This window comes from Psychrobacillus soli, from assembly GCF_006861775.1.
Lineage (GTDB): Bacteria > Bacillota > Bacilli > Bacillales_A > Planococcaceae > Psychrobacillus > Psychrobacillus soli.
On the sequence record NZ_VDGG01000042.1, the window covers coordinates 1 to 22,821 of the forward strand.

Annotated in this window: 22 protein-coding genes, 1 pseudogene and 1 riboswitch; of the genes and pseudogenes, 9 read left to right on the forward strand and 14 right to left on the reverse strand. The window is 37.7% G+C overall.

What is annotated here, in order from left to right:
* Nucleotides 1–432: 432 nt before the first annotated feature.
* Nucleotides 433–1,335, reverse strand: a complete 903-nt coding sequence (gltC, locus tag FG383_RS16200) for a glutamate biosynthesis transcriptional regulator GltC (RefSeq protein WP_142608437.1) — start codon at nt 1,333–1,335, stop codon at nt 433–435.
* A gap of 119 nt (nt 1,336–1,454) precedes the next feature.
* Between gltC and gltB the strand changes: the two genes are divergently transcribed.
* The 4 genes from gltB to hisF all read left to right on the forward strand — a co-directional run bounded on the left by gltB (nt 1,455) and on the right by hisF (nt 8,965).
* Nucleotides 1,455–5,987 carry a glutamate synthase large subunit gene (gene gltB / locus FG383_RS16205; RefSeq protein ID WP_142608438.1) on the forward strand — a complete coding sequence of 1,511 codons (4,533 nt, stop codon included), beginning with the start codon at nt 1,455–1,457 and terminating at the stop codon, nt 5,985–5,987.
* A gap of 15 nt (nt 5,988–6,002) precedes the next feature.
* On the forward strand, nt 6,003–7,484 hold the full coding sequence (gene gltD / locus FG383_RS16210; protein WP_142608439.1) for a glutamate synthase small subunit: 1,482 nt from the start codon (nt 6,003–6,005) through the stop codon (nt 7,482–7,484).
* Nucleotides 7,485–7,579: 95 nt separating this feature from the next.
* Nucleotides 7,580–8,179, forward strand: a complete 600-nt coding sequence (hisH, locus tag FG383_RS16215) for an imidazole glycerol phosphate synthase subunit HisH (protein ID WP_142608440.1) — start codon at nt 7,580–7,582, stop codon at nt 8,177–8,179.
* Between the two features lie 12 nt (nt 8,180–8,191).
* Nucleotides 8,192–8,965 carry an imidazole glycerol phosphate synthase subunit HisF gene (hisF, locus tag FG383_RS16220; protein ID WP_142608441.1) on the forward strand — a complete coding sequence of 258 codons (774 nt, stop codon included), beginning with the start codon at nt 8,192–8,194 and terminating at the stop codon, nt 8,963–8,965.
* 80 nt (nt 8,966–9,045) lie between these two features.
* Here the strand turns inward: hisF and FG383_RS16225 are convergent, their stop codons facing one another.
* From FG383_RS16225 to FG383_RS16250, 6 genes and pseudogenes are all read right to left on the reverse strand, one after another.
* A complete protein-coding gene (locus FG383_RS16225; protein ID WP_142608442.1) occupies nt 9,046–9,174 on the reverse strand; it encodes a YjcZ family sporulation protein in 129 nt (42 codons plus the stop codon).
* Nucleotides 9,175–9,291: 117 nt separating this feature from the next.
* Nucleotides 9,292–9,438: pseudogene (locus FG383_RS16230) on the reverse strand (diadenylate cyclase); the annotation flags it as partial.
* Between the two features lie 199 nt (nt 9,439–9,637).
* Nucleotides 9,638–10,297: an HAD family hydrolase gene (locus FG383_RS16235; RefSeq protein ID WP_142608443.1), complete on the reverse strand. Its 660-nt coding sequence runs from the start codon at nt 10,295–10,297 to the stop codon at nt 9,638–9,640.
* A gap of 112 nt (nt 10,298–10,409) precedes the next feature.
* Nucleotides 10,410–11,048, reverse strand: coding sequence for a spore coat protein (locus FG383_RS16240; RefSeq protein WP_142608444.1), 639 nt, complete (start codon nt 11,046–11,048; stop codon nt 10,410–10,412).
* 95 nt (nt 11,049–11,143) lie between these two features.
* Nucleotides 11,144–11,590, reverse strand: a complete 447-nt coding sequence (locus FG383_RS16245; protein WP_142608445.1) for a branched-chain amino acid aminotransferase — start codon at nt 11,588–11,590, stop codon at nt 11,144–11,146.
* On the reverse strand, nt 11,587–12,153 hold the full coding sequence (locus FG383_RS16250; protein WP_142608446.1) for an SLOG family protein: 567 nt from the start codon (nt 12,151–12,153) through the stop codon (nt 11,587–11,589). Before FG383_RS16250 ends, FG383_RS16245 begins: the two co-directional genes overlap by 4 nt.
* 110 nt (nt 12,154–12,263) lie before the next feature.
* On the opposite strand from FG383_RS16250, the gene FG383_RS16255 reads away from it, so the two are divergent.
* Nucleotides 12,264–12,494, forward strand: a complete 231-nt coding sequence (locus FG383_RS16255) for a YuzF family protein (protein ID WP_246097037.1) — start codon at nt 12,264–12,266, stop codon at nt 12,492–12,494.
* An 18-nt stretch (nt 12,495–12,512) separates the two neighbouring features.
* The gene (locus FG383_RS16260; protein WP_142608448.1) at nt 12,513–13,406 is read left to right on the forward strand and encodes a manganese catalase family protein; all 894 of its coding nucleotides are present in this window, start codon (nt 12,513–12,515) and stop codon (nt 13,404–13,406) included.
* 26 nt (nt 13,407–13,432) lie between these two features.
* Here FG383_RS16260 and FG383_RS16265 read toward each other — a convergent pair whose 3' ends face one another.
* Genes FG383_RS16265 through FG383_RS16290 form a run of 6 tightly spaced genes read right to left on the reverse strand, consistent with a single transcriptional unit; the run spans nt 13,433 to nt 19,165 of the window.
* On the reverse strand, nt 13,433–14,626 hold the full coding sequence (locus FG383_RS16265; RefSeq protein ID WP_142608449.1) for a CaiB/BaiF CoA transferase family protein: 1,194 nt from the start codon (nt 14,624–14,626) through the stop codon (nt 13,433–13,435).
* 26 nt (nt 14,627–14,652) lie between these two features.
* Entirely contained in the window at nt 14,653–15,795 is a 1,143-nt protein-coding gene (locus FG383_RS16270) for an alpha-hydroxy-acid oxidizing protein (RefSeq protein ID WP_142608450.1), read from the reverse strand.
* A gap of 12 nt (nt 15,796–15,807) precedes the next feature.
* Nucleotides 15,808–16,584 (reverse strand): enoyl-CoA hydratase/isomerase family protein, encoded by a 777-nt coding sequence (locus FG383_RS16275; protein ID WP_142608451.1) that lies wholly within the window; start codon nt 16,582–16,584, stop codon nt 15,808–15,810.
* Between the two features lie 14 nt (nt 16,585–16,598).
* Complete coding sequence (locus tag FG383_RS16280) at nt 16,599–17,270, reverse strand: methionine ABC transporter permease (RefSeq protein WP_142608452.1); 672 nt, start codon at nt 17,268–17,270, stop codon at nt 16,599–16,601.
* Nucleotides 17,267–18,286: a methionine ABC transporter ATP-binding protein gene (locus FG383_RS16285; protein ID WP_142608453.1), complete on the reverse strand. Its 1,020-nt coding sequence runs from the start codon at nt 18,284–18,286 to the stop codon at nt 17,267–17,269. The genes FG383_RS16280 and FG383_RS16285 overlap by 4 nt, the downstream gene beginning before the upstream one ends.
* 57 nt (nt 18,287–18,343) lie before the next feature.
* On the reverse strand, nt 18,344–19,165 hold the full coding sequence (locus tag FG383_RS16290; RefSeq protein WP_142608454.1) for a MetQ/NlpA family ABC transporter substrate-binding protein: 822 nt from the start codon (nt 19,163–19,165) through the stop codon (nt 18,344–18,346).
* Between the two features lie 95 nt (nt 19,166–19,260).
* A riboswitch (SAM riboswitch) is annotated at nt 19,261–19,375 on the reverse strand.
* 150 nt (nt 19,376–19,525) lie between these two features.
* Between FG383_RS16290 and FG383_RS16295 the strand changes: the two genes are divergently transcribed.
* A complete protein-coding gene (locus FG383_RS16295; protein ID WP_142608455.1) occupies nt 19,526–20,032 on the forward strand; it encodes a PPC domain-containing DNA-binding protein in 507 nt (168 codons plus the stop codon).
* A 51-nt stretch (nt 20,033–20,083) separates the two neighbouring features.
* On the opposite strand, the gene FG383_RS16300 is transcribed toward FG383_RS16295, so the two are convergent.
* Nucleotides 20,084–21,247, reverse strand: a complete 1,164-nt coding sequence (locus FG383_RS16300) for a pyridoxal phosphate-dependent aminotransferase (RefSeq protein ID WP_142608456.1) — start codon at nt 21,245–21,247, stop codon at nt 20,084–20,086.
* Nucleotides 21,248–21,332: 85 nt separating this feature from the next.
* On the opposite strand from FG383_RS16300, the gene FG383_RS16305 reads away from it, so the two are divergent.
* Together FG383_RS16305 and FG383_RS16310 are read left to right on the forward strand one after the other, a co-directional pair.
* Complete coding sequence (locus FG383_RS16305; RefSeq protein WP_142608457.1) at nt 21,333–22,112, forward strand: carbon-nitrogen family hydrolase; 780 nt, start codon at nt 21,333–21,335, stop codon at nt 22,110–22,112.
* 194 nt (nt 22,113–22,306) lie between these two features.
* A complete protein-coding gene (locus FG383_RS16310; RefSeq protein WP_142608458.1) occupies nt 22,307–22,789 on the forward strand; it encodes a PaaI family thioesterase in 483 nt (160 codons plus the stop codon).
* The last annotated feature ends 32 nt before the right edge of the window (nt 22,790–22,821 follow it).

The window sequence follows — 22,821 nt, forward strand, 5'->3', positions numbered from 1 at the left end:
TTTCCTAATTGCGTGCATCCATTAAATGGCATAGGGAAACCAATTAATCATTGAAAGCAACCAAATCTCCAAATAGCAAGTTTACTTGGATTGAGGCGATGATGATTTTTACATATTTATAGGAATAATATGTCTTAAAGCTAGAGGAACTTGCCAGTCTAGTATTTGCTAGACCGGTTTGTCGCGTTCAACCATTTAATTTTAATGTTAGATTCTGATAAGTTAGTCTTTACCATGGATTTTCGCTGCTGGGAGGCGACTCCAGTGGGATCAAGTGAGCAAAATGAGACTTCACAACGGACGCGCGCAGGCGCGGCGGTGAAGGCTCATCGCTCACCCACGGAAAGCGTCCGCCCAGCAGCGGAAATCCCAGCGGACACTCATTTTCAACCCACTACCACGCATTATACCTATATTGCGCAATTTATTTTTTCATTGGTATTGTCCAAGCACAGCGAAAAATCGGATCACAAATTGATGAAACACCTTTTCAGACGGGGATAGTTCCCTCGTAGTGGGGCTAATGATTCCTACGGTTCTCCTAATAATCGGCGTTTCTATTGGTATTTTAACCGTAAATCTCGGAGTGGAATCATAAAAAGAACTTTCTGGTAAAAGGCTTACTCCCATTCCTGCTGCGACTAAACCCTTTATAGCATCCATATCTTCTCCTTCTGAAGAAGTGTTCGGCGTGAATCCAACAGAATGACAAGCTTCTAGTGCGATTTTGCGTAATACATAACCTTCTGGAAATAAAATGAAATCATCATCTATCAAATCTTTTAAATAGATTTTCTCCCGTTTTGACAGTGGATGAGTAGAAGGTAAAAGTGCAGAAAAATTCTCCGTAAATAAAATAGATGTGTTAATCGAATGATCCTTAGGAGGAAGTGGTCCTAAAAAAGCAAGATTTAGCTCTCTATTTTTCACAGCATCGATTAAATAATTATAAGAACCTTGACGTAAATGGAACGCAACATGCGGATACTCTTTTTTAAATGCGGAAATGACAGTAGGTAAAAAATGACCAGCTAAACTTGTAGGGAAGCCAATTTTAATCGTACCTGTATCTGGATTCAAATATTCGTCGATTTGTTTTTTCGCATAATCGATTGCTTGTAACGCAGAGATGCTATGTTCTAAAAAAATCTTCCCTATTGGCGTTAACTTTACATTTCTTCCGACCCTTTCGAAAAGTTCTACTCCAAGCTCGTCTTCTAAATTGGCGATTTGTCTGCTGACAGCTGATTGTGCCACATGCAAATGAATAGCTGCTTCTGAAATATGTTCCCGTTCTGCTACTTCGATAAAGTACCTCAATTGGCGTATTTCCATCGTTTCCTCCTAATCTATCTAAAATGTAGATGATTTATATCCAAATTATATATTGTTTGTATTAGTTTGAAAACATACAATATTCCTAAGTTAGTTTTTAAAAAGATGGAGGGAATCACATGACATTTCATCAAATACCGAAAGCACAAGGCATGTACGATCCAGCGTTTGAACATGACGCGTGTGGGATAGGTTTATATGCACATATAAAAGGAAAGCAAACACATGATATTGTCAAAAAAGGATTAGAAATGTTATGTCGTCTTGATCACCGTGCAGGACGTGGAAGCGATGGTCAAACGGGTGACGGTGCTGGGCTTATGGTTCAAATCCCGGATGTATATTTTCGTGTTGTTTGTAACAAATGGAATTTGCCGAAAAGCGGGGCATACGGCGTAGGAATGCTATTTTTTACAAATAACACGGAAGAACGCGAAGCAATTGAGCAAAAGATAAACGAGACTATAGCAGCGGAAGGGCAAGAGCTTATCGGCTGGAGAACTGTCCCGATTAATGCAGAATGCTTAAGCGAAAAAGCAAAAGAAACGGTGCCAGTCGTTCGCCAAGTATTTATCAAAGCAGTTAACTTAACTGATTCACTTTCATTTGAACGTAAATTGTATGTCATTCGAAAGCAAGTGGAGCACTGGGCACTACAACAAGATAAAAAGTTTTATTGTGCGAGCCTTTCTAGCCAAACAATTGTTTACAAAGGATTGCTCACACCGGAAGAAGTGGACCTATTTTACGTAGATTTGCAAGATGAGTTATTTATGTCAGCATTTTCATTAGTACATTCTCGTTATAGCACGAACACTTTTCCAAGTTGGGAAAGAGCACATCCAAACCGATACATCGTCCACAATGGAGAGATCAATACTTTACGTGGAAATATAAATTGGATGAAAGCTCGAGAACAACAATTTGTTTCCGAAGCATTTGGAGAAGATCTTCCGAAGCTGTTGCCGATCATTGATACAAACGGAAGTGACTCTTCCATGCTCGATAATGCTTTTGAATTTTTTGTACTTGCCGGTAGAACACCTGCCCATACTGCGATGATGTTAATACCAGAGCCTTGGACAGAAAACCCGCATATTAGTGAGGAGAAAAAGGCTTTCTATGCATATCACAGCAGTTTAATGGAGCCATGGGATGGACCAACTGCTATTTCATTTACAGATGGCAAACAAATCGGAGCCATTTTAGATCGCAACGGGTTACGTCCAGCTCGCTACTATGTAACAAAAGATGATTATATTATTTTTTCATCTGAAGTAGGGGTAGTAGATGTGGAAGAAGAAAATATTTTAATCAAAGACCGTTTAAGCCCTGGTAAAATGTTACTTGTCGATTTGGAACAAGGTCGTATTATTTCAGATGAAGAAATTAAATCCGAGATGGCAAATGCATTACCTTATGAAAAGTGGTTAAATGCCAATTTAGTTACAATTATATCCGAAAATGAAAAACCGGAGAAAATAGATAATCTATTATTCAAGCAAAAAGCATTTGGTTACACATATGAAGATATTCAAAAATATATTGTTCCGATTGCATTAGATGGCAAAGACCCAATAGGATCAATGGGTAGCGATACACCACTTGCCGTTTTATCGGATCGTCCACAATCGTTATTTAATTATTTTAAACAACTATTTGCACAAGTGACCAATCCACCAATCGATTCCATACGAGAACATATTGTCACATCGACGATGACATTACTCGGAGCAGAAGGAAATTTACTACATCCAGCTGCACAAAATAGTAAACGAATCTTTTTGGAAACACCAGTTTTAACAAATAGCCAGTTTAAACAGCTGACAAAAATGAAGCCAAACTATTTTCAAAGTGCAACTATTCAGTTATATATGTCAGAAAACTTAGAAAACGATTTGAAAGTTATTAATAAACAAGCAGATGAGTATATAACGCAAGGGAAAACATTACTTATCCTATCCGACCGTCAGCTAGATGAAGGCATGTCTACGATTCCTGTACTACTTGCAGCAAGTAATCTCCATCAACACTTACTTCACACAGGAAATCGAACGCAAGTAAGTATTATCGTAGAATCTGGTGAAGCAAGAGAAGTCCATCAATTCGCAGCACTAATCGGTTTCGGTGTGGATGCGATCAATCCATACCTTGCTTATGCAACGATCGCAGAAGCAATAGAAAATGGGCATATTACGACATCTTATACAGAAGCGATTGCAAAGTATAGTAAAGGAATAGCTGATGGTGTCGTCAAAGTAATGTCGAAAATGGGAATATCGACTGTTCAAAGTTATCGAGGGGCACAGGTTTTTGAAGCAGTAGGTATTAGTAAAAAAGTAATCGATCGCTATTTCACAGGAACTGTTTCTCAATTAGGAGGAATCAATCTAGAAACGATTGCACAAGAAGCAAATAAACGTCTTCAAGAAGCTCGAGATTCCAAGGGGACATCTTTAGATTCAGGTAGTGAGTTCCAGTGGAGAAGCACAGGAGAGCATCATGCATTTAATCCGAAAACAATTCATACACTTCAGTGGGCTACTCGAAAAGGAGATTACGGTTTATATCGGCAATATGCGGAAATGGCAAATGAAGAACGTATCGGATTTTTACGAAATTTATTGACATTTAAACAAGACGTTAAACGTATACCATTGGAAGAAGTCGAGTCTGTAGATTCCATCGTCAAACGCTTTAAAACCGGTGCAATGTCATTTGGTTCACTAAGCAAAGAAGCACATGAAACACTTGCTATTGCCATGAACCGGATTGGCGGTAAAAGTAATAGTGGAGAAGGCGGGGAGCATCCAAGCCGCTATGAACTAGATGCAAACGGAGATAACCGTAGAAGTGCTATTAAACAAATTGCTTCCGGTCGATTTGGTGTAAAAAGCCATTATTTAGTGCAAGCAGATGAGTTGCAAATAAAAATGGCGCAAGGGGCAAAACCAGGGGAAGGTGGCCAGTTACCTGGCAATAAAGTATATCCATGGGTAGCGGATGTTCGAGGTTCTACAACTGGAGTTGGATTAATATCTCCGCCACCTCATCATGATATTTATTCGATTGAAGATATGGCGCAATTAATCCATGACTTGAAAAACGCCAATAGAACTGCTCGTATTAGTGTGAAATTAGTGGCGAAATCGGGCGTTGGAACAATCGCGGCTGGTGTTGCAAAAGGTGCAGCAGACGTTATTGTCATTAGTGGCTACGACGGAGGAACAGGGGCATCTCCGAAAACGAGCATTAAGCATACGGGACTTCCATGGGAGCTCGGTCTTGCAGAAGCTCATCAAACATTAATGCTCAATGGTCTTCGTGATCGAGTCAGACTGGAAACAGACGGAAAATTGATGACTGGTAAAGACGTTGTGATGGCAGCACTTCTCGGTGCAGAAGAATATGGTTTTGCAACGGCTCCTTTAATCGTTTTAGGGTGCGTGATGATGCGGGCTTGTCATTTAGATACTTGTCCAGTAGGTATTGCTACTCAAAATCCAGAGCTTCGTGACAAATTTACAGGAACTGCGGATTATGTTGTCAACTTTATGAAATTCGTAGCAGAAGAAGTACGTGAATATATGGCATTACTTGGATTTAGAACGTTAGAAGAAATGGTAGGACGCACGGATGTGCTAGAAGTTAGCAACCGAGCAAAAGAGCATTGGAAAGCGAAGCAACTGAATTTAACCGCACTTCTTTATCAGCCAGAGGGAACGCGAACGTTTAAAACAGTGCAAAATCATAAAATAGAACAATCTTTTGACTTGCGTGAACTATTACCGAAAGTAGAACATGCCATTTTAAACGAATCGAAAGTGGAGTTGAATTATCCAATTTCAAATACGGACCGTGTAGTAGGCACGGTCATTGGAAGTGAAATTTCTAAGCTATACGGGGCTAGGGGATTAGCGAATGATTCCATTACACTTCGATTTACGGGAAGTGCCGGTCAGAGCTTTGGCGCTTTTGTACCAAAAGGGATGTCCATGTATGTAACAGGAGATGTAAATGATTATTTTGGCAAAGGATTATCTGGGGGAAAATTGATTGTCACTGCACCTATTCCAGGTGTTGCTGAAGAAAATGTTATTGCTGGAAATGTTGCGCTTTACGGTGCAACAAGTGGAACTGTATTTATTAATGGTCGTGCTGGGGAGCGCTTTGCAGTTCGAAATAGTGGGGTAGATGTAGTCGTAGAAGGTATTGGGGATCATGGTTGTGAATATATGACTGGTGGTCGTGCCGTTATACTAGGGGATGTAGGGAAAAACTTCGCAGCAGGAATGTCAGGCGGAGTTGCGTATGTACTTGCCCGCGACTTGGACGGATTGATGGAAAAATGCAATATGGAAATGATTCAGTTGGAAAGAGTAGAATTGTCAGAAGAAAAGCACTCCATTCGCCAATTAATAATGGATCATTATTATTACACGAAAAGTACGAAAGCAATGAACATACTAGATAAATGGGATGTAGTAGTTCAACAAATAGTAAAAGTAGTTCCGATTGATTATAAGAAAATGCTCGATAAAATTGCTGACTTTAAACGGAATGGTTTAACGGATGACGCAGCTGCAATGCAAGCATTTCTTGCCACTTCTGTGAAGGAAGAAAAGAAGCCACTTTCGCTAATAAAAAAATAAGAGGGGGGAACACAAATGGGTAAACCTACTGGATTTATGGATTATAAACGAGAAAAAGGAAAGGAGGAAGCCCCCCTTAAGCGTATTAAAAACTGGGGGGAGTATGCCTCCAAGTTAACAGACGAGGCGCTTCAAACACAAGGGGCTAGATGTATGGATTGCGGGACACCTTTTTGTCATATGGGAATTGAAATACGAGGCGCAACTGCAGGATGTCCAATTAATAACTTAATACCCGAGTGGAATGATTTGGTATATAAAGGGAAATGGCAAGAGGCGCTAGAAAGACTATCGATGACGAATAATTTCCCGGAATTTACTGGTAGGGTTTGTCCAGCTCCTTGCGAAGGATCTTGTACACTTGCTATTTCAGATCCAGCTGTGTCCATCAAAAATATTGAACGGACGATTATCGATAAAGGCTTTGAAAATGGCTGGGTCGTACCTAGAATTCCGAATGAGCGTACTGGGAAAAAAATTGCCATCATAGGATCGGGACCTGCTGGACTTGCAAGTGCCGATGAGCTAAATCAAGCTGGTCACTCTGTAACTGTCTATGAGCGTGCGGATCGGGCTGGAGGGTTACTTACTTACGGGATACCTAACATGAAGCTAGAAAAAGAAGTGGTGGAACGTCGAATTCAGTTACTGGAGCAAGAAGGAATCGATTTTGTCTTAAATACAGAAATCGGTAAAGACATTTCAGCCCAGCAATTAAAAGACCAATTCGATGCGATTATTTTATGTATTGGCGCACAAAAACAACGAGAGCTTCATATGGAAGGTAGTACTTCAAATGGGGTTCATCTTGCAATGGATTATTTAACGACAACAACAAAAAGTTTACTAGATTCTAATTTTGCTGACGGACAGTATATTGATACGAAAGGAAAAGACGTCATCGTAATTGGTGGGGGAGACACAGGTGCCGATTGTGTTGCGACTGCAATTCGTCAAAAATGTAAATCGGTTGTCCAGTTCGGTAAACACCCACAATTACCTGCTTCCAGAACAGAAGATAATTTATGGCCGACTGATCCAACTATTTATAAATTAGAATATGCCTATGAAGAAGCAGAAGCAAAATATGGAAAAGATCCACGTGAATATTTGATCCAGACAACAAAGATGGTCGGGGATGAAAAAGGTAATTTGAAAGAGCTCCATACAATTCAAATGGAAAAAATACTAGGAGAAGATGGCTATCATTTTTTCCGTGAAGTTCCTGGTACTGAAAAAATTTGGCCAGCACAATTTGTGTTTGTCGCTATTGGTTTTGAAGGTCCAGAGCTTTCATTACCTAGCCAATTTGGGGTAAACATCGTGAATAAGAAAATTTCCGCATCAACAAAAGACTATGCCACGAATATCGAAGGGATATTTACAGCTGGAGATGCAAGAAAAGGGCAAAGTCTTATCGTTTGGGCGATGAAAGAAGGGCAAGAAGTAGCGAAAAAAGTAGATGCATACGTCAGTAAAAAACCAGTCATTTCCTAATGACTGGTTTACTCTGTTAGCAGACTAAAGTTTTTCTGTTTTTTTAGCTCAATTGGTGGCATAATAGAAGTATACTGATAAGTGGGGGCAGAACAATGATTGGCATAATCGATTATGGAGCAGGAAATTTACATAGTGTTTTAAAAGCAATCGACCGTCTAGATTATAAAACGAAGCTTATTACGAAACCGAGTGATCATGATGATGCGATTACGAAACTCATTTTACCTGGCGTTGGAAATGCAAAAGTTGCCATGGATGTGTTAAACGAAACAGGCTTAGCGATATATATAAAAGAACAAGTAGCAAATGGAACACCACTGCTAGGCATTTGTTTAGGAATGCAGCTCCTCCTTGAAACAAGTGAAGAAGGCAATGTGGAATGCTTAGGACTTATTAAAGGAACGGTTCCGGAATTTAAAGAAATGGTCAAAAAAGTGCCTCATATGGGTTGGAACCAAGTGATGGATGTCCAAAATCATTTCTTATTTCATCAAATTCCGCAAAACACAGACTTTTACTTTGTACACTCTTTCTTTGCGAATCCTACAGATGAAAAGGATATTTTAGGAATTACTAATTACGGATTTGCTTTTGCTAGCGTTATAGGGAACGAACAAGTAATGGGTGTACAATTCCATCCGGAAAAAAGTGGTAAGTATGGCATTCAATTATTAGAAAACTACTGTAAATAAGGAGAAAAATATATGCTTAGAAAAAGAATTGTTCCAGCAATCGATGTGTTGAATGATAAAGCCGTAAAATATGTACAGTTCCGTAATCCCACCATTATTGGAGATCCGGCAGAGCTCGGTAAAAAATATACAGAAGATGGAGCAGACGAATTAATTTATCTAGACACAACTGCTTCACTTAAAAGCCAAGAATTGAAAATCGAATGGATTCGTAAAGTTGCAGAGCAAGTATATATTCCGTTTTCTGTCATTGGCGGTGTACGAACAATCGATGATTTTAAACGTTTACTACGTGCTGGTGCAGATAAAGTAGGCGTAAACTCTGCAGCAGTTCAGCGGCCAGAACTTCTTAGAGAAGCTGCCGAAATTTATGGGAAACAATGTGTCGTTTTGGGGTTAGATGCTATGCCTATTTATAATGATGACGAAGAAATTATTAGATGGGAAGTGTATACACATTCCGGTCATGAAAAAACAGGGATGGACGTCATTGAGTGGGCACAGCAAGCTACCGAACTTGGGGCAGGTGAAATCATTTGCACAAGTATTCATAAAGATGGTATGAAAAACGGCTATGATGTAGCGCTTATCAAATTACTTTCTGAAAAAGTAAATGTGCCAATTATCGCTTCGGGTGGTGCGGGAGAACTTGCACATATCGAGGAAGTTTTCACAGAAGGGTATGCAGACGCAGCACTTGTAGCATCGATGATTCACTACGGTGATTACACGATTTCAGAAATTAAATCCTATTTACGAGATAAGCATATTAATGTACGAATTTAATAAAATAAAGAAATAAGGTTAAAGGGCGGATGTTTTAAGTCCGCCTTTTAGTATTTCAAAAGAATATGCACTTATATTTTTTATGAAATAAAAGTTGCACCTACGATAATAAGAAGAATAAACAACACAACAATCAATACAAAGCTTGAGCCAGCGCCACCATAGCCGCCGCCACCGCCTTCATAGCCTCCACCATATCCAAAGCTCATTACTTTCACCTCCTACATTGAAATGAAGGATATTAGAATTCATCCCTCCTGATATGTTATGTCATAAATAGGAATGGACTTAGACTAATGCGTTAAACATGGTGAAAATGATGGAATTTAGATTGCAGAGCTAGTGGAAATAATTTGGTGAAGCTCCCCATTTAAAGCGAAAGAAACCTTTCCAGTCTTTTCGGAAACAACAAGTATAAGCGCATCGCTTTTTTCTGATAATCCAAGTGCAGCACGATGACGTGTACCAAGCTTTTTTTACCACCAGACAAAGGAAGTACATTGGACACAGTAGAAGAGGAATATAAAGGAACAAAAGTGACAAACGTGACAATTATTTGAAAGGATATGCCATGTCATTAGCCAATCTAAAAGCTCTACTTAAGGGAGAGGAGCTACCGTTTATAAGGTAATCAAAAAAAGCATCTATGCTGAGCCAGATGCTTCCTTTGTATTAAATTATCTCCCAACTACGCTCTTTTGCGATGACCTGTAGTTTTTCCTCAGGATTTACCACAACAGGATTTCCGACGAGTTCTAGAACAGGCAAGTCGGAAAAGCTATCTCCATATGCGTAGCTATTTTCCCAATCAATTTGTTGCCCTTCTAGTGCCTGTAATATTTTCTCCGTTTTTCGAGTTCCATTCACATGTTCAATAACAGTTTGTGTATCCACTTTATTCTCTTTATAGGAAATCTCTGTGCCGATTATTTGGTTAAAAGAAATTCCTGCTGTAACTTGATGCAAAAATTGCGTATAAGCACCAGAAACAAGCAGTATATGTATATTTTCAGCTTGATGCTTTTGAAGTCTAGCCAAAACCGCTGGATTGAAATCTTTTTGAACCGGTTTTGTTAGTTCATCAAAATAAGCGACCATTTCTTTTTCAGCTATCCCATCAAAAGCTTCTATGTATAATTGCATCGAACGTTCTTTCATTTTGGCATCTGGATAAAGCTTTAATTTATTCGCGATATAAGGTGGAACGATGGATCTGTAAAAACGTCTATATTTTGTTTGATAAATTGGATGTTCTTTCAAATGGTTCATCAACAGCTTGAATGTTTCTTCTGCATATAGTGTTCCGTCAAAGTCAAAAATTGCAACTCTCATGCCAATCACCTTTTCTTTCCATTGTATATAGTTGATATCAATTATAACGTAAATGGAAAGGGAAACAATCGATAAAAAACTCGTCCCTACTGCAAATAGGGACGAGTTACTATTATTGTACTTGGTTATTCATCATTTGTCCTTGTACAGGAGCAAACGAATTTAACAATGCTTGCATATCTTGCTGATTTAGCTGTGGAACTTGGTAATAATGATGTTTGTTTTGATAAATAGCAAGTTCATATGCCATTTCAATACAGTTTGGGATTGAATCTGCAAGTACTCGTCTTACAACAGGATTTGTTGTTTCTAAAGCGGCAGCTGTTTTAGCCGTTGCAGCTGCTTTGGATGAACCAAGTAAGTACCCAGAAATCATTTCATCTGTAATTTCATTAGGTCCTTGTACTGGTTTCTTAGGTTGCGTCGGCTTCATTCCGTAAATAAAATCATTTCCAGTTTGCATTTTATACGTGGAAGTAGGGTGAGAAGGGTCTCCACCTGTTTTAAAACATTCTACCGTAATATTGTATTCATCCAATGCAAATGCATATTGACGATTTAGGATATTAAGTAGTTCTTGATCTTTCACATGAGGACGAAGTATCGTTTTCAAGTTTAACCCCGAAACAACTGTAGATAAAACTTCATGAACATCAAATAATTCATGACCACCATGATTTAGTTGTTGTGGAACATTACCAGTTTGCATATTTTGATGTGTCTGACCTTGACCAAATGAGTTTTGATTCATTCGAATTATTTCCTCCTTGTAGAAAATGTAATGGGACATCTTCTATAGTCTGGTCAATTCATTTGGTGATATACAAAGTCGTTTGGACAAATTAATTAATTTTCGATTGCTTCGACTAATGAAGTGATGAAAGATTGTAGGAAATGATACGCTTCTTCAATCGTAAAGTTTTCACTAAATTGATCGATGTAATCTAATGGCAAATTTATTTCCCATAAGCCTTCATCTCCTGAAAAAATCAGGCTGTAGTTCATCTTTTCTTTGTTATAACGGGCACTTAGAAACGCCTCTATTTTAGGAGCAAACTTTTTCTGGATGGAGAGTCCAAACATTGCTGTGTATACTTCAAATACTTCGTCGTATTCTATTACCAGTCCATCTACTTTTAGTGCTTCCAAGTTTTCTGCTTGCAAATATACATATTCATTTTTCTTTTCTTTAAAATGAGATAGGGGAGTATTCAAAAACTCCAAAGAATCTTTAGATACTAGTTCTTCCGTTTCTTTATCATATCTTTCACATAATACATTTTGTTTACTCATATAAAATCATTCCTCGTTTCTTCTGCAATTTCTTCCGCGATCGTTTGAAGGTCATAAGCATCTATCGTAAAAAGGGTATAATTTTCCTTCTCCATGTATGCTTCCGCTAATTTTTTCATAAACTTTGGAGAGCCTTCGTTTTCTTCGTCGTAAACAATAAGTATACCATCCGAATTACGAAGTAAAAATTTATTTTTTTCGATGAATTGCCAAGGTGCTTCGTACGGTTTTTTCGTTAAGCTTGTTTCATAATCTGCTTGAAACAATAAGGTTCTATATTTTTCTTGTTTCAGCTCATTCCAATTCTTTTCTTGCTCTAAAAAAGGAGTGATAATGGCGTACTTTAATGAAGGGAATTCATCTTTCAATTCGAGTACAATCTCAGCTGCCCAAGTTTCGACACCTTGCTGTCCACTTAGTATGACCCATTCTAATCCTTCATCGATTAAAAGCAGTAGTCGGTTTTTAATCGCTTGTTTAATGATTGGGATACCTGGATGTGAATCGTTAAAGATCCCTAATTCATGTGCTTTATACCCTGTTACAACTAATCGTTTAACCATGTAAATTACCTTCTTTGTATAACATCTCTCTTTATCTTACCACTTTATTGTCACCTTATAAAACTTCTTCTCATACAATACAACGATTGAAGTGAAAGGATGGGATGCAAGTGAACACAAATCCACAATCATCTGTTGAATTTGTAAGTAGTTTTGAGCCGTATTTATATCATCTACTTCAAACGTTAAGCGGAAAACGAGTTGCTGTACAAACGTCGACTAATAATACTATCCAAGGAAATTTAACAATGGTCGCACCAGATCATATTGTCGTTGAAGTTAGTGGCAGTCCTTTTTATATAAGAAATCAAGAAATTGTATGGGTCACACTATCAAGATAGGAAAAGGAGTATGATGCATTGTTCAATCGGGTGAACAAATTATTAATTGAACTCCCAAACTTAGAGTATGGTGATGCAAATGCCGCCGCAGCTGTACAAGAATTACTAGGTGGAAAGTTTGGCGAAATGTCTACTTTGAATAATTATATGTATCAATCATTTAACTTCAGAGAAAAGACGAAACTCAAGCCTTTTTACGATCTAGTAGCGAGTATAACAGCTGAGGAATTTGGACACGTGGAGCTTGTTTCTAATACGATAAACTTATTACAAAAAGGTACGACATTTAATGGCGATCCAGATGTTACACCACTTCAAAGTGCAAAGGATAAAAGAAACACTTATCACTTTATAGCGAATGCGCAAACCTCTCTAGCAGGCGATTCCATGGGGAGCCCATGGAGAGGGGACTATGTTTTTTCAAGCGGCAATCTAGTACTTGATTTACTTCATAACTTTTTCTTAGAATGTGGTGCAAGAACGCATAAAATGCGCGTATATGAAATGACGGACCATCCTACTGCAAGAGAAATGATTGGTTACTTGCTCGTTCGCGGAGGCACCCATATTTTGGCATATGCAAAAGCAATGGAGATAGCTACTGGAGTAGATGTAACTAAAATGCTTCCAATTCCAAATTTAGACAACAGAGCTTTTGATCAAGCGAAAAAATACGAGGACCTTGGTTATGGAAATGTATTATTTACGTGGAATAACGTAGGAGACTATGCAGATATAAAGCAAATTTGGAAAGGAACGAACCCAGCAAGTGGCGCACAGCTAATTGTAAAAGAAGGTAGTCCACAAGGGTATGATATACCAGATTTAGATTCTCTTCCAGAAGAGTTCGCTCCTGGAATTGGACCGGAAGAGTATAAAGCAATTGCTAAAAGGCTTATGGAAAATATGTAAAAAAGACCGATTGCATGTGCAATCGGTCAATTTTTTAGTACACTATTTGCTAAAAAAGTATCTATCTCATCAGCAGAATAGCCAAGTTCCACTAGTACCTCTTTATTATGCTGTCCAAGAAGAGGGGCAGGGCTTTTAATTTGTCCTGGTGTTTCTGAAAATTTAGCAGGGAAGCCAAGTGTTTTCATCGCACCGGCTACTGGGTGTTCGTATTCTAAAATCATTTCTCTTGAAAGAATATGTTCGTCTGCAAGTGTTTGATCATACGAATAAATTGGTCCAGAAGGGATACCATTTTTGTCTAGTAGGTCAAGCCAGTATGCGGAATCCTGTTCTTTCAACACATTTTCCATCTCTATTTCTAATTCATCCACATGGTGTGCGCGAATACTATTCGTTAAAAATCGCTCATCTTCAATCCATTCAGGTTTATGTACAACAGATAAACAAAAATTTTCCCAAAGTTTTTGGTTCGCTGCGCCAATAAGGATGAAACCATCTTTTGTTTTATAACCTTGATAAGGAGCAGAAACACGATGAGCAGTTCCGTTTCTACGCGGTACTTCACCTTTTCCGAAATATGCTGCTGCTTCCCAAACTGTCCAAGCAAGACCAGAATCGACTAGTGAGACATCGATATATTGTCCAGTACCAGTTTTCAAACGGTGAATATAAGCTGCTAAAATAGATTGAATAGCTGTTTGTGCAGCCGCAATATCATGAATGGCAATACCTACTTTTACAGGTTTTCCTTCTCGTTCTCCTGTCATATCGATTAGACCGGAAAGACCTTGTGCCATAATATCAAATCCACCCTTATTTGTGTAAGGACCTGATTGACCATAACCAGAGATCGAACAATAAATAATACTAGGATTAATCGATTTTAACGTATCATAATCAATACCAAGTTTTTTCGTAACACCTGGACGATAGTTTTCGATAAATACATCCGCGTCTTTTATTAATTTATATAATACCTGTACACCTTCATCTGTTTTTAAATTTAGGCAAACCCCGCGTTTATTGCGATTCACCATCATATACATATAGCTTTCTTCATTTATATAAGGTCCCATTAATCTAGTATCATCACCAGATGGGAACTTTTCTACTTTGACAACATCAGCTCCCATATCTCCAAGTACCATCGTGCAGTATGGTCCAGCTAACACTTGAGATAAATCGACTACTTTCAACCCTTTTAATGCTTGTTCCATTTCGAGTTACCACCTTTAATAATCTATTAGCTTTTCACAATTTTTAACTTGTGAAGTTCATTTAAGTTACGCACTCCACTTAAAGAAATGGAAACCTTTGTCTCTTGAAGGAAATTTTCTAATACTCTTTCCACTCCAGCTTGTCCACCAGAAGCTAACCCCCATAAAAATGGGCGACCTATACATACGGCAGTTGCACCTAGTGCTAAAGCTTTAACAGCATCTGAGCCACGACGAATACCACTATCAAACAATACTGGAATTCTACCGGCTACTGCATCGACGATTGTAGGAAGTGCATCGATACTCGCAATAACACCATCTAATTGACGGCCACCATGATTGGATACAATAATCCCATCAATTCCTTTTTCAAATGCCAATTTCGCATCATCTGGATGAAGAATTCCTTTTATTAGAATCGGAAGTGACGTTCTTTCTTTTAGTTCAGCAATATTGTCCCAATTTAAGGAAGGGTGATAAATGTTTTCAATTATACTATTAATAATCGTGTCTTCATCATAGTCTGGAAGTGAAGCCATAAACACAGGATCGGATGCATAGTTTCCTTTTGCAAATCCTCTTTTAAGGGGAGAGAATTGGTTACGAATATCCTCTTCACGCCAGCCGAGCATTACTGTGTCAACTGTTAGCACAATTGCTTCATAACCAGCTTCCTCTGCTCTTTTTACCATGCTAAATGAGATTTCTTTATTTTGTGACCAATATAATTGATACCATTTCGAGCTTCCTTCTGTCACCGCAGCAATTTCCTCTATAGCATAGCTGGAAACTGTACTTTGTATATATGGAAACTCATATTTTGCCGCTGCTTTTGCGACAGCAATTTCGCCGTCCACATGTGCAATTTTGTTTACCCCAACTGGAGCGATGAAAAGAGGGTGGGGGTATGTACGACCAAAAATCGTCACTTCCGTATTTAAAACAGATACATCTGTCAAAAATCTTGGAACGATAGAGTATTTAGCAAATGATTCTGTATTTTTACGATACGTTTCTTCTCCACCAGCAGATGACCGGATGTAACCAAAAGGACCGGCTGCTAATTTTTGTTTTGCAGCTTGTTCTAATTCGTTGAAGTTAATCGGAAAATTTTCAGTTGAACTAATAGTATCTAATAATAAATCATTATTTTTTATATTTGTCATTTTTTCCACTCCTTACGAAAAGTTAGGTTTTCTTTTTTCTAAAAATGCTGCAATTCCTTCTTTATAATCATCCGAACTAAATGAATCTAAAATGAGTTGTTCGATTTCTTTCGTTTCTGCATTTTCTCCATCGATAATCGATTGGATTACTTGTTTAATCCCATTGTTTGCAACGGAAGATTTGCGAATAATGTGACCGGCAAATTCTAAACATTTTACTTCAATTTCTTCCATTGAATAAACGTAATCGATTAAGCCAATTTCTTTTCCTTCTTCCGCACGAATCAATTTAGCCGTATATAATAATTCTTTCGCTTTCGATGGTCCGATTAAGTTAACTAACCGTTTAGTGCTCGTTAAATTGTAAATAATCCCGATATTAGCAGCAGTAATGCCGAGTTTACTTCCGGTTGTAGCAAAACGGAAATCACAAGAGTTTGCTAATTCTAAGCCCCCACCAATTGCTAGTGTTTTAATAAGGGCGATTGTAGGCTTTGGAAAACGATACAATTTTTCGATAGACTCAAGTGTAGCATCATTATAATCTTTTGCCTTTTGAGCAGAAAAACGATTTTCTAGAAACTCCGAAATATCAGCGCCGGATGAAAATGCTGTTTCATCTACTCCTTTCAAAATCAGTACTTTAATTTGCTGATCCGATTCCAAGTCTTCTAGTAATTCGCCTAATTGTTTAAACATAGCAAGAGAAAAAGAATTTTTCTTTTCTGCACGATTAAAAATAAGTGTAGCGATAGCACCATTTTTTTCTACATATAAATTATTCGACATTTGAAAACCTCCACCTAATCTTTTTTCAGTCTTGCAGCCAGTCTATTTCCAATAGACTGGATACTTTGAACAAGGACAATTAAAATGAAGACAGTAGCATACATAACATCCACTTCATAACGCAAATGTCCGAAACGATAAGCTAAATCCCCAAGACCACCAGCACCTACCATACCAGCCATCGCAGTTGCTCCTATTAAGCTAACGGTTGAAATCGTTAATCCTAAAATAATGGAAGGGCGAGCTTCACGAAGGAGCACATGCCAAATAATTGATCTTGTTTTAATACCCATTGCGGTGTAAGCTTCGACAACGCCATTTTCAACTTCAAGTAATGCGGACTCCATCAGACGCGCAATATACGGTGCCGTATAAATAACAAGAGGGACGATTACTCCTTTTACACCGATAGTTGTTCCAACGATGTATTTTGTAAAAGGGAGAATGAAAAATAGCAAAATGATAAATGGAATAGAACGAAGTATATTAATTACTAAGTTGCTAAGTTGATATAAAATCTTATTTTGTAAAGCCTGACCCGGTCTCGTTAATACGATTAATATTCCGAGCGGTATTCCAATAAGCACGGAGAAAAACAAAGAAATTCCAACCATTTGAAACGTTTCAATGACTGATTTGCCGATAATCGGTAGCCATTGATCTGTAAAAGTCTCTAATCTATTCATGATTGTCCCTCCAAGTTCTCAATGCCCACGCCATGTTCCTCTAAAAATCTTAACGCAGCATTTACTTGATCTTTTTCTCCTGTTAAATGAATGACGATATTGCCAACAATACCATTTTTTAATTCAATAATATTTGCCGCTAAAATATTTGGTTGCACATTAAATTTTTGACTTATTTCTGCAAGTAATGGCTGACCGGCACTTTCTCCAACGAATGTTAATCGAGTAACGCTACCCGTCACATGTAATTGTGAAATTAATGCAGAGGATAGATTGCGCTGACTAATTGTATTTAAAAACTTTTTCGTAGTAGGATGTGTAGGTTTTGTAAATAACTGAATGGCATTATTTTGTTCTACGACATGACCGTTTTCCATTACATATACATGATCACAAATTTTTTGAATGACATTCATCTCATGCGTAATGAGTAAAATAGTAATTCCTAACTCCTTATTAATTTTTAATAGAAGGTCTAAAATAGAATCGGTTGTTTCAGGGTCAAGTGCGCTTGTTGCTTCATCACTTAATAAAATTTCTGGTTCTTGAGCAAGTGCTCTTGCAATAGCGACGCGTTGTTTCTGGCCACCGGATAATTGGTTTGGATAGTTTTTGTGTTTATCTGTTAATCCAACAATCTCTAAATACTTTTCGACTCTAATCTTTACTTCTTCTTTGTCATATCCGAGAAGCTTTAGGGGAATCGCAATATTGTCGTACACTGTCGCTGTTTTTAAAAGGTTGAATCCTTGGAAGATCATCCCTATTTTATTTCGAGCTTTACGTAATTTGGGAAGGGGGAGGGAAGTGGTTTCTACTCCATTTATATATACTTTTCCTTCTGTTGGTCTTTCGAGTAAATTAACGCAGCGAATAAGCGTACTTTTTCCAGCGCCGCTATAACCGATAACACCGTGAATTTCTCCTTTTTTTACGTGTACATTTACATCACTTACTGCTTTTACTATTCCACTTTTACTATGGAATTCTTTCGAAATATTTTCTAATACAATCATTATATGTCTTCCTTTCTAAAGAAAACGTTACCGATGTCGGTAACGTTTTCAAAATCTTTACTCATCCCAGCTAGGTAATACAGAACCTTGAAACTCTTCTTCAATGAATTGTTTTACTTCTTCTGATTGATAAGCTTTAACAAATTTTTGAATCGTTGGGTCATCTTTGTTTTCGGCACGTACTACAACATAGTTTACATATGGTGAGTTAGATGATTCTAGTAAAATAGAATCTGCTTTTGGACTAATACCAGCTGCTAGTGCAAAGTTTGTATTAATCGCAGCAGCGTCTACTTCACTTAACTGTTTTGGAATTTGAGCAGCTTCTAGTTCAATGAATTTTAAGTTTTTTGGGTTTTCTTCAATGTCGTATATAGAAGCAGTTTCTCTTTTGTCTTCTTTAATTTTGATGAATCCATTTTCTTCTAAAATATATAATGCACGTGCGCCATTTGTAGGATCATTTGGTAAACCAAAAGTTGCGCCATCTGGAAGGTCATCCATCGATTTGTATTTATCCGAATACACGCCCATTGGGTTTAATATTGTTTTTCCTACTGGCACTAAATCTGTACCATGATCTTCGTTAAACGTATTTAAAAACGGTTCGTGTTGGTAACTGTTTGCATCTAAATCACCTTCTGATAATGCTGTGTTTGGAAGGATGTAATCAGAAAATACTTTAAGTTCCACTTCTAGTCCGTCTTTAGCGGCTACTTCTTTTGCCACTTCTACAATTTGTTCATGCGGTCCTGCAGTTACACCAATAACTAATTTTTTCTCGTCTAACGTTTTATCCCCACTACTAGAGTCATCTCCACATGCAGCAAGTGCTCCAGTTAATAATACGCTTGATAAAAGTAATCCGAATTTTTTCATTTCTTATTCCTCCTAATAATTATGAGTAACGTTGAATAAAAATAAAAGCCTCTCTTTCCAAAAAGAAAGAGAGGCGCATAAATAAAAGTTGTCCTCTCTTATCTTCCAAAACAAAATGTTTTGCAGGATTTAGCACCTTTCTACATAGATTATTATGTAGATGGTTGCCGAGCTTCATCGGGCCAGTCCCTCAGCTACTCTTGATAAGAGATATAGTCTATTAAATTTTTCAGTCGTTCCATAAATGATAATTTACTACATCACTTTGCTAAAGTCAACAAAATTTTTCTAATTGAAATATTCAGTCGCTATAGTTTAAAGTAAGTATCAATAAATAATTATACAAGGATGATGAAAATAATGGCAACAGTAAAAGTTAATTATGCAACAGGAAAGTTCGGAAAAACGGTAGGTGCTAGATTAGTATTCGGAACGGATTTACTAGAAGGTATCGAGCAATTATGTGCAGAAAACGATATACAATATGCAACGATTATTAGCTGTTTTGGTAGTTTTCAGCGCAGTGGCTTCGTGTATTTAGTGCCAAATGAAACATCTATTATTGGTGTTGGATATAATGACCTGGTCGTAAAAGAGGGGCCAATCGAATTTTTACAAGGTACTGGGGTTGTTTGTAAGAGAGAAGGAGCATACGAAACTCATTTTCACGGTACAATGTGTGACCAAAAAGGGAATATTTTTGGAGGTCATTTTATAAAAGGGGAAAACCCGGTTATTACGGTGGATCTTGTATTAGCAGAAGTTACTGGAATGGAATTTCATCGAAAATTTGATCCAGAAACTGGTGCCAATCAATTTTTTCCGATAGAAATCAATTCAAACGAACCGAAAAAAATAGAAAAATAAAGTAAAGGAAGAGTCTGTCTCAAAAGAATAAAGTCTGAGACAGCCTCTTTATTAAAATAGCTCTAATTTGGCAATTCGATCAATCGCTTCTTCCAAACGATGTTCATCTACAAGTAAACCTACGCGAATATAGCCTTCTCCAACTGCCCCAAATCCATTACCAGCAGCAACGGCTACATCCGCTTTATCTAATAGTAAATCTGCAAACTCTTCACTTGTGTATCCGTTGGCAACAGGCAACCACGCGAAAAAAGATCCTTTTGGTGCTTTTACATCCCAATCAATTTTGGCACAAGCATTGACTAATGCATTTCTTCGACGTTCATACAAGGAAACTAATTCATCTACGCATTGTTGACTTTCATTAAGCGCCGCTGCGGCTGCTGATTGAACAGCAGGGAAGAGACTCACAAATAAATGATCTTGTATAATATTAATCGCTTCAATCATTTTAGCATTTCCTACTGCAAATCCCACACGCCAGCCTGCCATATTATACGTTTTCGAGAGCGTGTACATCTCTACACCAACTTCTTTAGCACCATCCACTTGAAGGAAGCTTATTGGTTTTACACCGTCGAATCCTACCGCTCCATAAGCAAAATCATGCACAATGGCAATATCAGATTCTTTAGCTAGTAGCACTGTCTCTTCAAAAAACTCTTTCGTAGCAGTAGCGCCAGTTGGGTTATTTGGATAATTTAAATACATTAATTTTGCTGCTTGTTTTTGTTCATTCGTTAACTTCCTGTAATCTGGTAAGTATTCATTTTCTTCAAGCAGAGGCATTGTATCAAATCGAACATTTGCAAGACCCGCTCCGGACAAGTAATCAGGATAACCTGGATCCGGAAGTAACATCAATTCTTGTTCATTCATCATCGCAAGTGGTAATTCTACTAATCCTATTTTTGTTCCGAACATAACTGCTACTTCCGTGTGAGGATCTATGTCCACATTATATTCACGTTTATAAAAGTCAGCAGCTGCTTGTTTGAGATCATTTGTACCTCTAAAAGGGGAATATCTATGTGACCCGGGATTAGCAGCCGCCTCTTGTAGTGCTTTCACAATATGTTCTGGAGTCGGTTGATCTGGATTTCCTTGCCCCAGATTGATAACATCTCTTCCTTCCGCAACAGCAGTTGTTACTTTTTGAACAAGAGAAGCAAAAAACTGTGTTGGTAGATTTTTTAATCGATTTGAAAAGTCCATGTACGTTACCTCTTTTTCTTAATAGTTGCATATATTAGTCAAATCTTATAATCTTTTTAGTATTATGTCTATAGGTGGTGTCGAGATGAAAGTTGCTTGTGTTCAATCAGATATTGTTTTTGGTGAGCCAAAAGAAAATTTTAAAAATGTAGAGAAACAGATTCGAGAGGCAGCTTCAAGTGGAGCAGATGTAGTCGTATTACCAGAAATGTGGAATTCGGGATATGATTTAACTCGATTAGAAGAAATTGCAGATGTGAACGGAGAAGAAGCAAAAAAACTATTATCCCAACTCTCCAAAGAATTAAATGTACATATTGTTGGAGGCTCTGTTTCGATAAAAAAAGGGGACAAATTTTACAACACTATGTATGTTACGAATACTTTAGGTGAAGTCATAGCTGAATATGACAAAGCGCATTTGATTAAATTGATGGATGAACATCTTTACTTTGAAGCAGGTAATGAGAAAAATCTATTTACACTTGATGGCGTCAAAATGGGTGGAATTATTTGCTATGATTTGCGTTTTCCGGAATGGACGAGAGCACATTCGTTAAATGGTGCAAAAGTCATGTTTATTCCAGCGCAATGGCCGACTAAACGGATCGATCATTGGAAAATTCTTTTGCAAGCAAGAGCAATTGAAAACCAAAGCTTTATCATAGCAGTGAATCGTGTAGGAAGTGATCCGCATAATGAATTTGGCGGTAATTCTCTGGTAATATCTCCTTGGGGAGAGGTTTTATGGAATGGTGGAGACGAGGAATGTGTGCAAATCGTCGATATTAATCTGGAAGAAATAGATGATGTGCGAGGGCGCATTCCGGTGTTTTCGGATAGAAGAGAAGAACTTTATAAATAATTCACTTGACAGTAGAGAAACTCGAAAAATCTGAGTTTCTCTACTGTTATTTTATAGAAAGAATAAAACTTTCCATTTTATGAACCCATTACTCCTAGCAATTTAAAAGATCTATGAGATAGCTTTTCTTTTTTTGCATTTTTCAAATAAATTCAAGTATAATAGAGTTGTAGTTGAAAAGGGGGAGAAATGAAATGACAAATGACGTTCGTGCAATACAGGATGATTATCCAGACGATTTTGCGTGGTGTTACGGTTGTGGGAGATTAAATGAAGAAGGGTATCATTTCCGAACAGTTTGGAACGGTAATAATACAGAAACTATTTACGATCCAAACGAAAAGCATATCGCGATTCCTGGCTTTGTTTATGGGGGATTAATCGCTGCACTTATCGATTGTCATGGGACAGGCTCGGCTTCACTAGCGTTACACCGTAAAAATGGTTTTGAACCAGGAAGTGAAGAAGCACCGCCGAGGTTTGTTACTGGATCTTTACATGTGGATTTCTTAAAACCAACTCCGCAAAAAGTAATGCTTAAAGCGGTTGGAACGATAGAAGAAATTCATCCGAAGAAATGGAAAGTGACAACAGAAGTTTTTGCTGGAGATACGCTATGTGCTAAAGGGGAAGTAGTAGCGGTCGTAATGCCAGTAACATTTGCGGTAACCAATTAATTAACTAAACATAAAATAAATACTTATCAAAC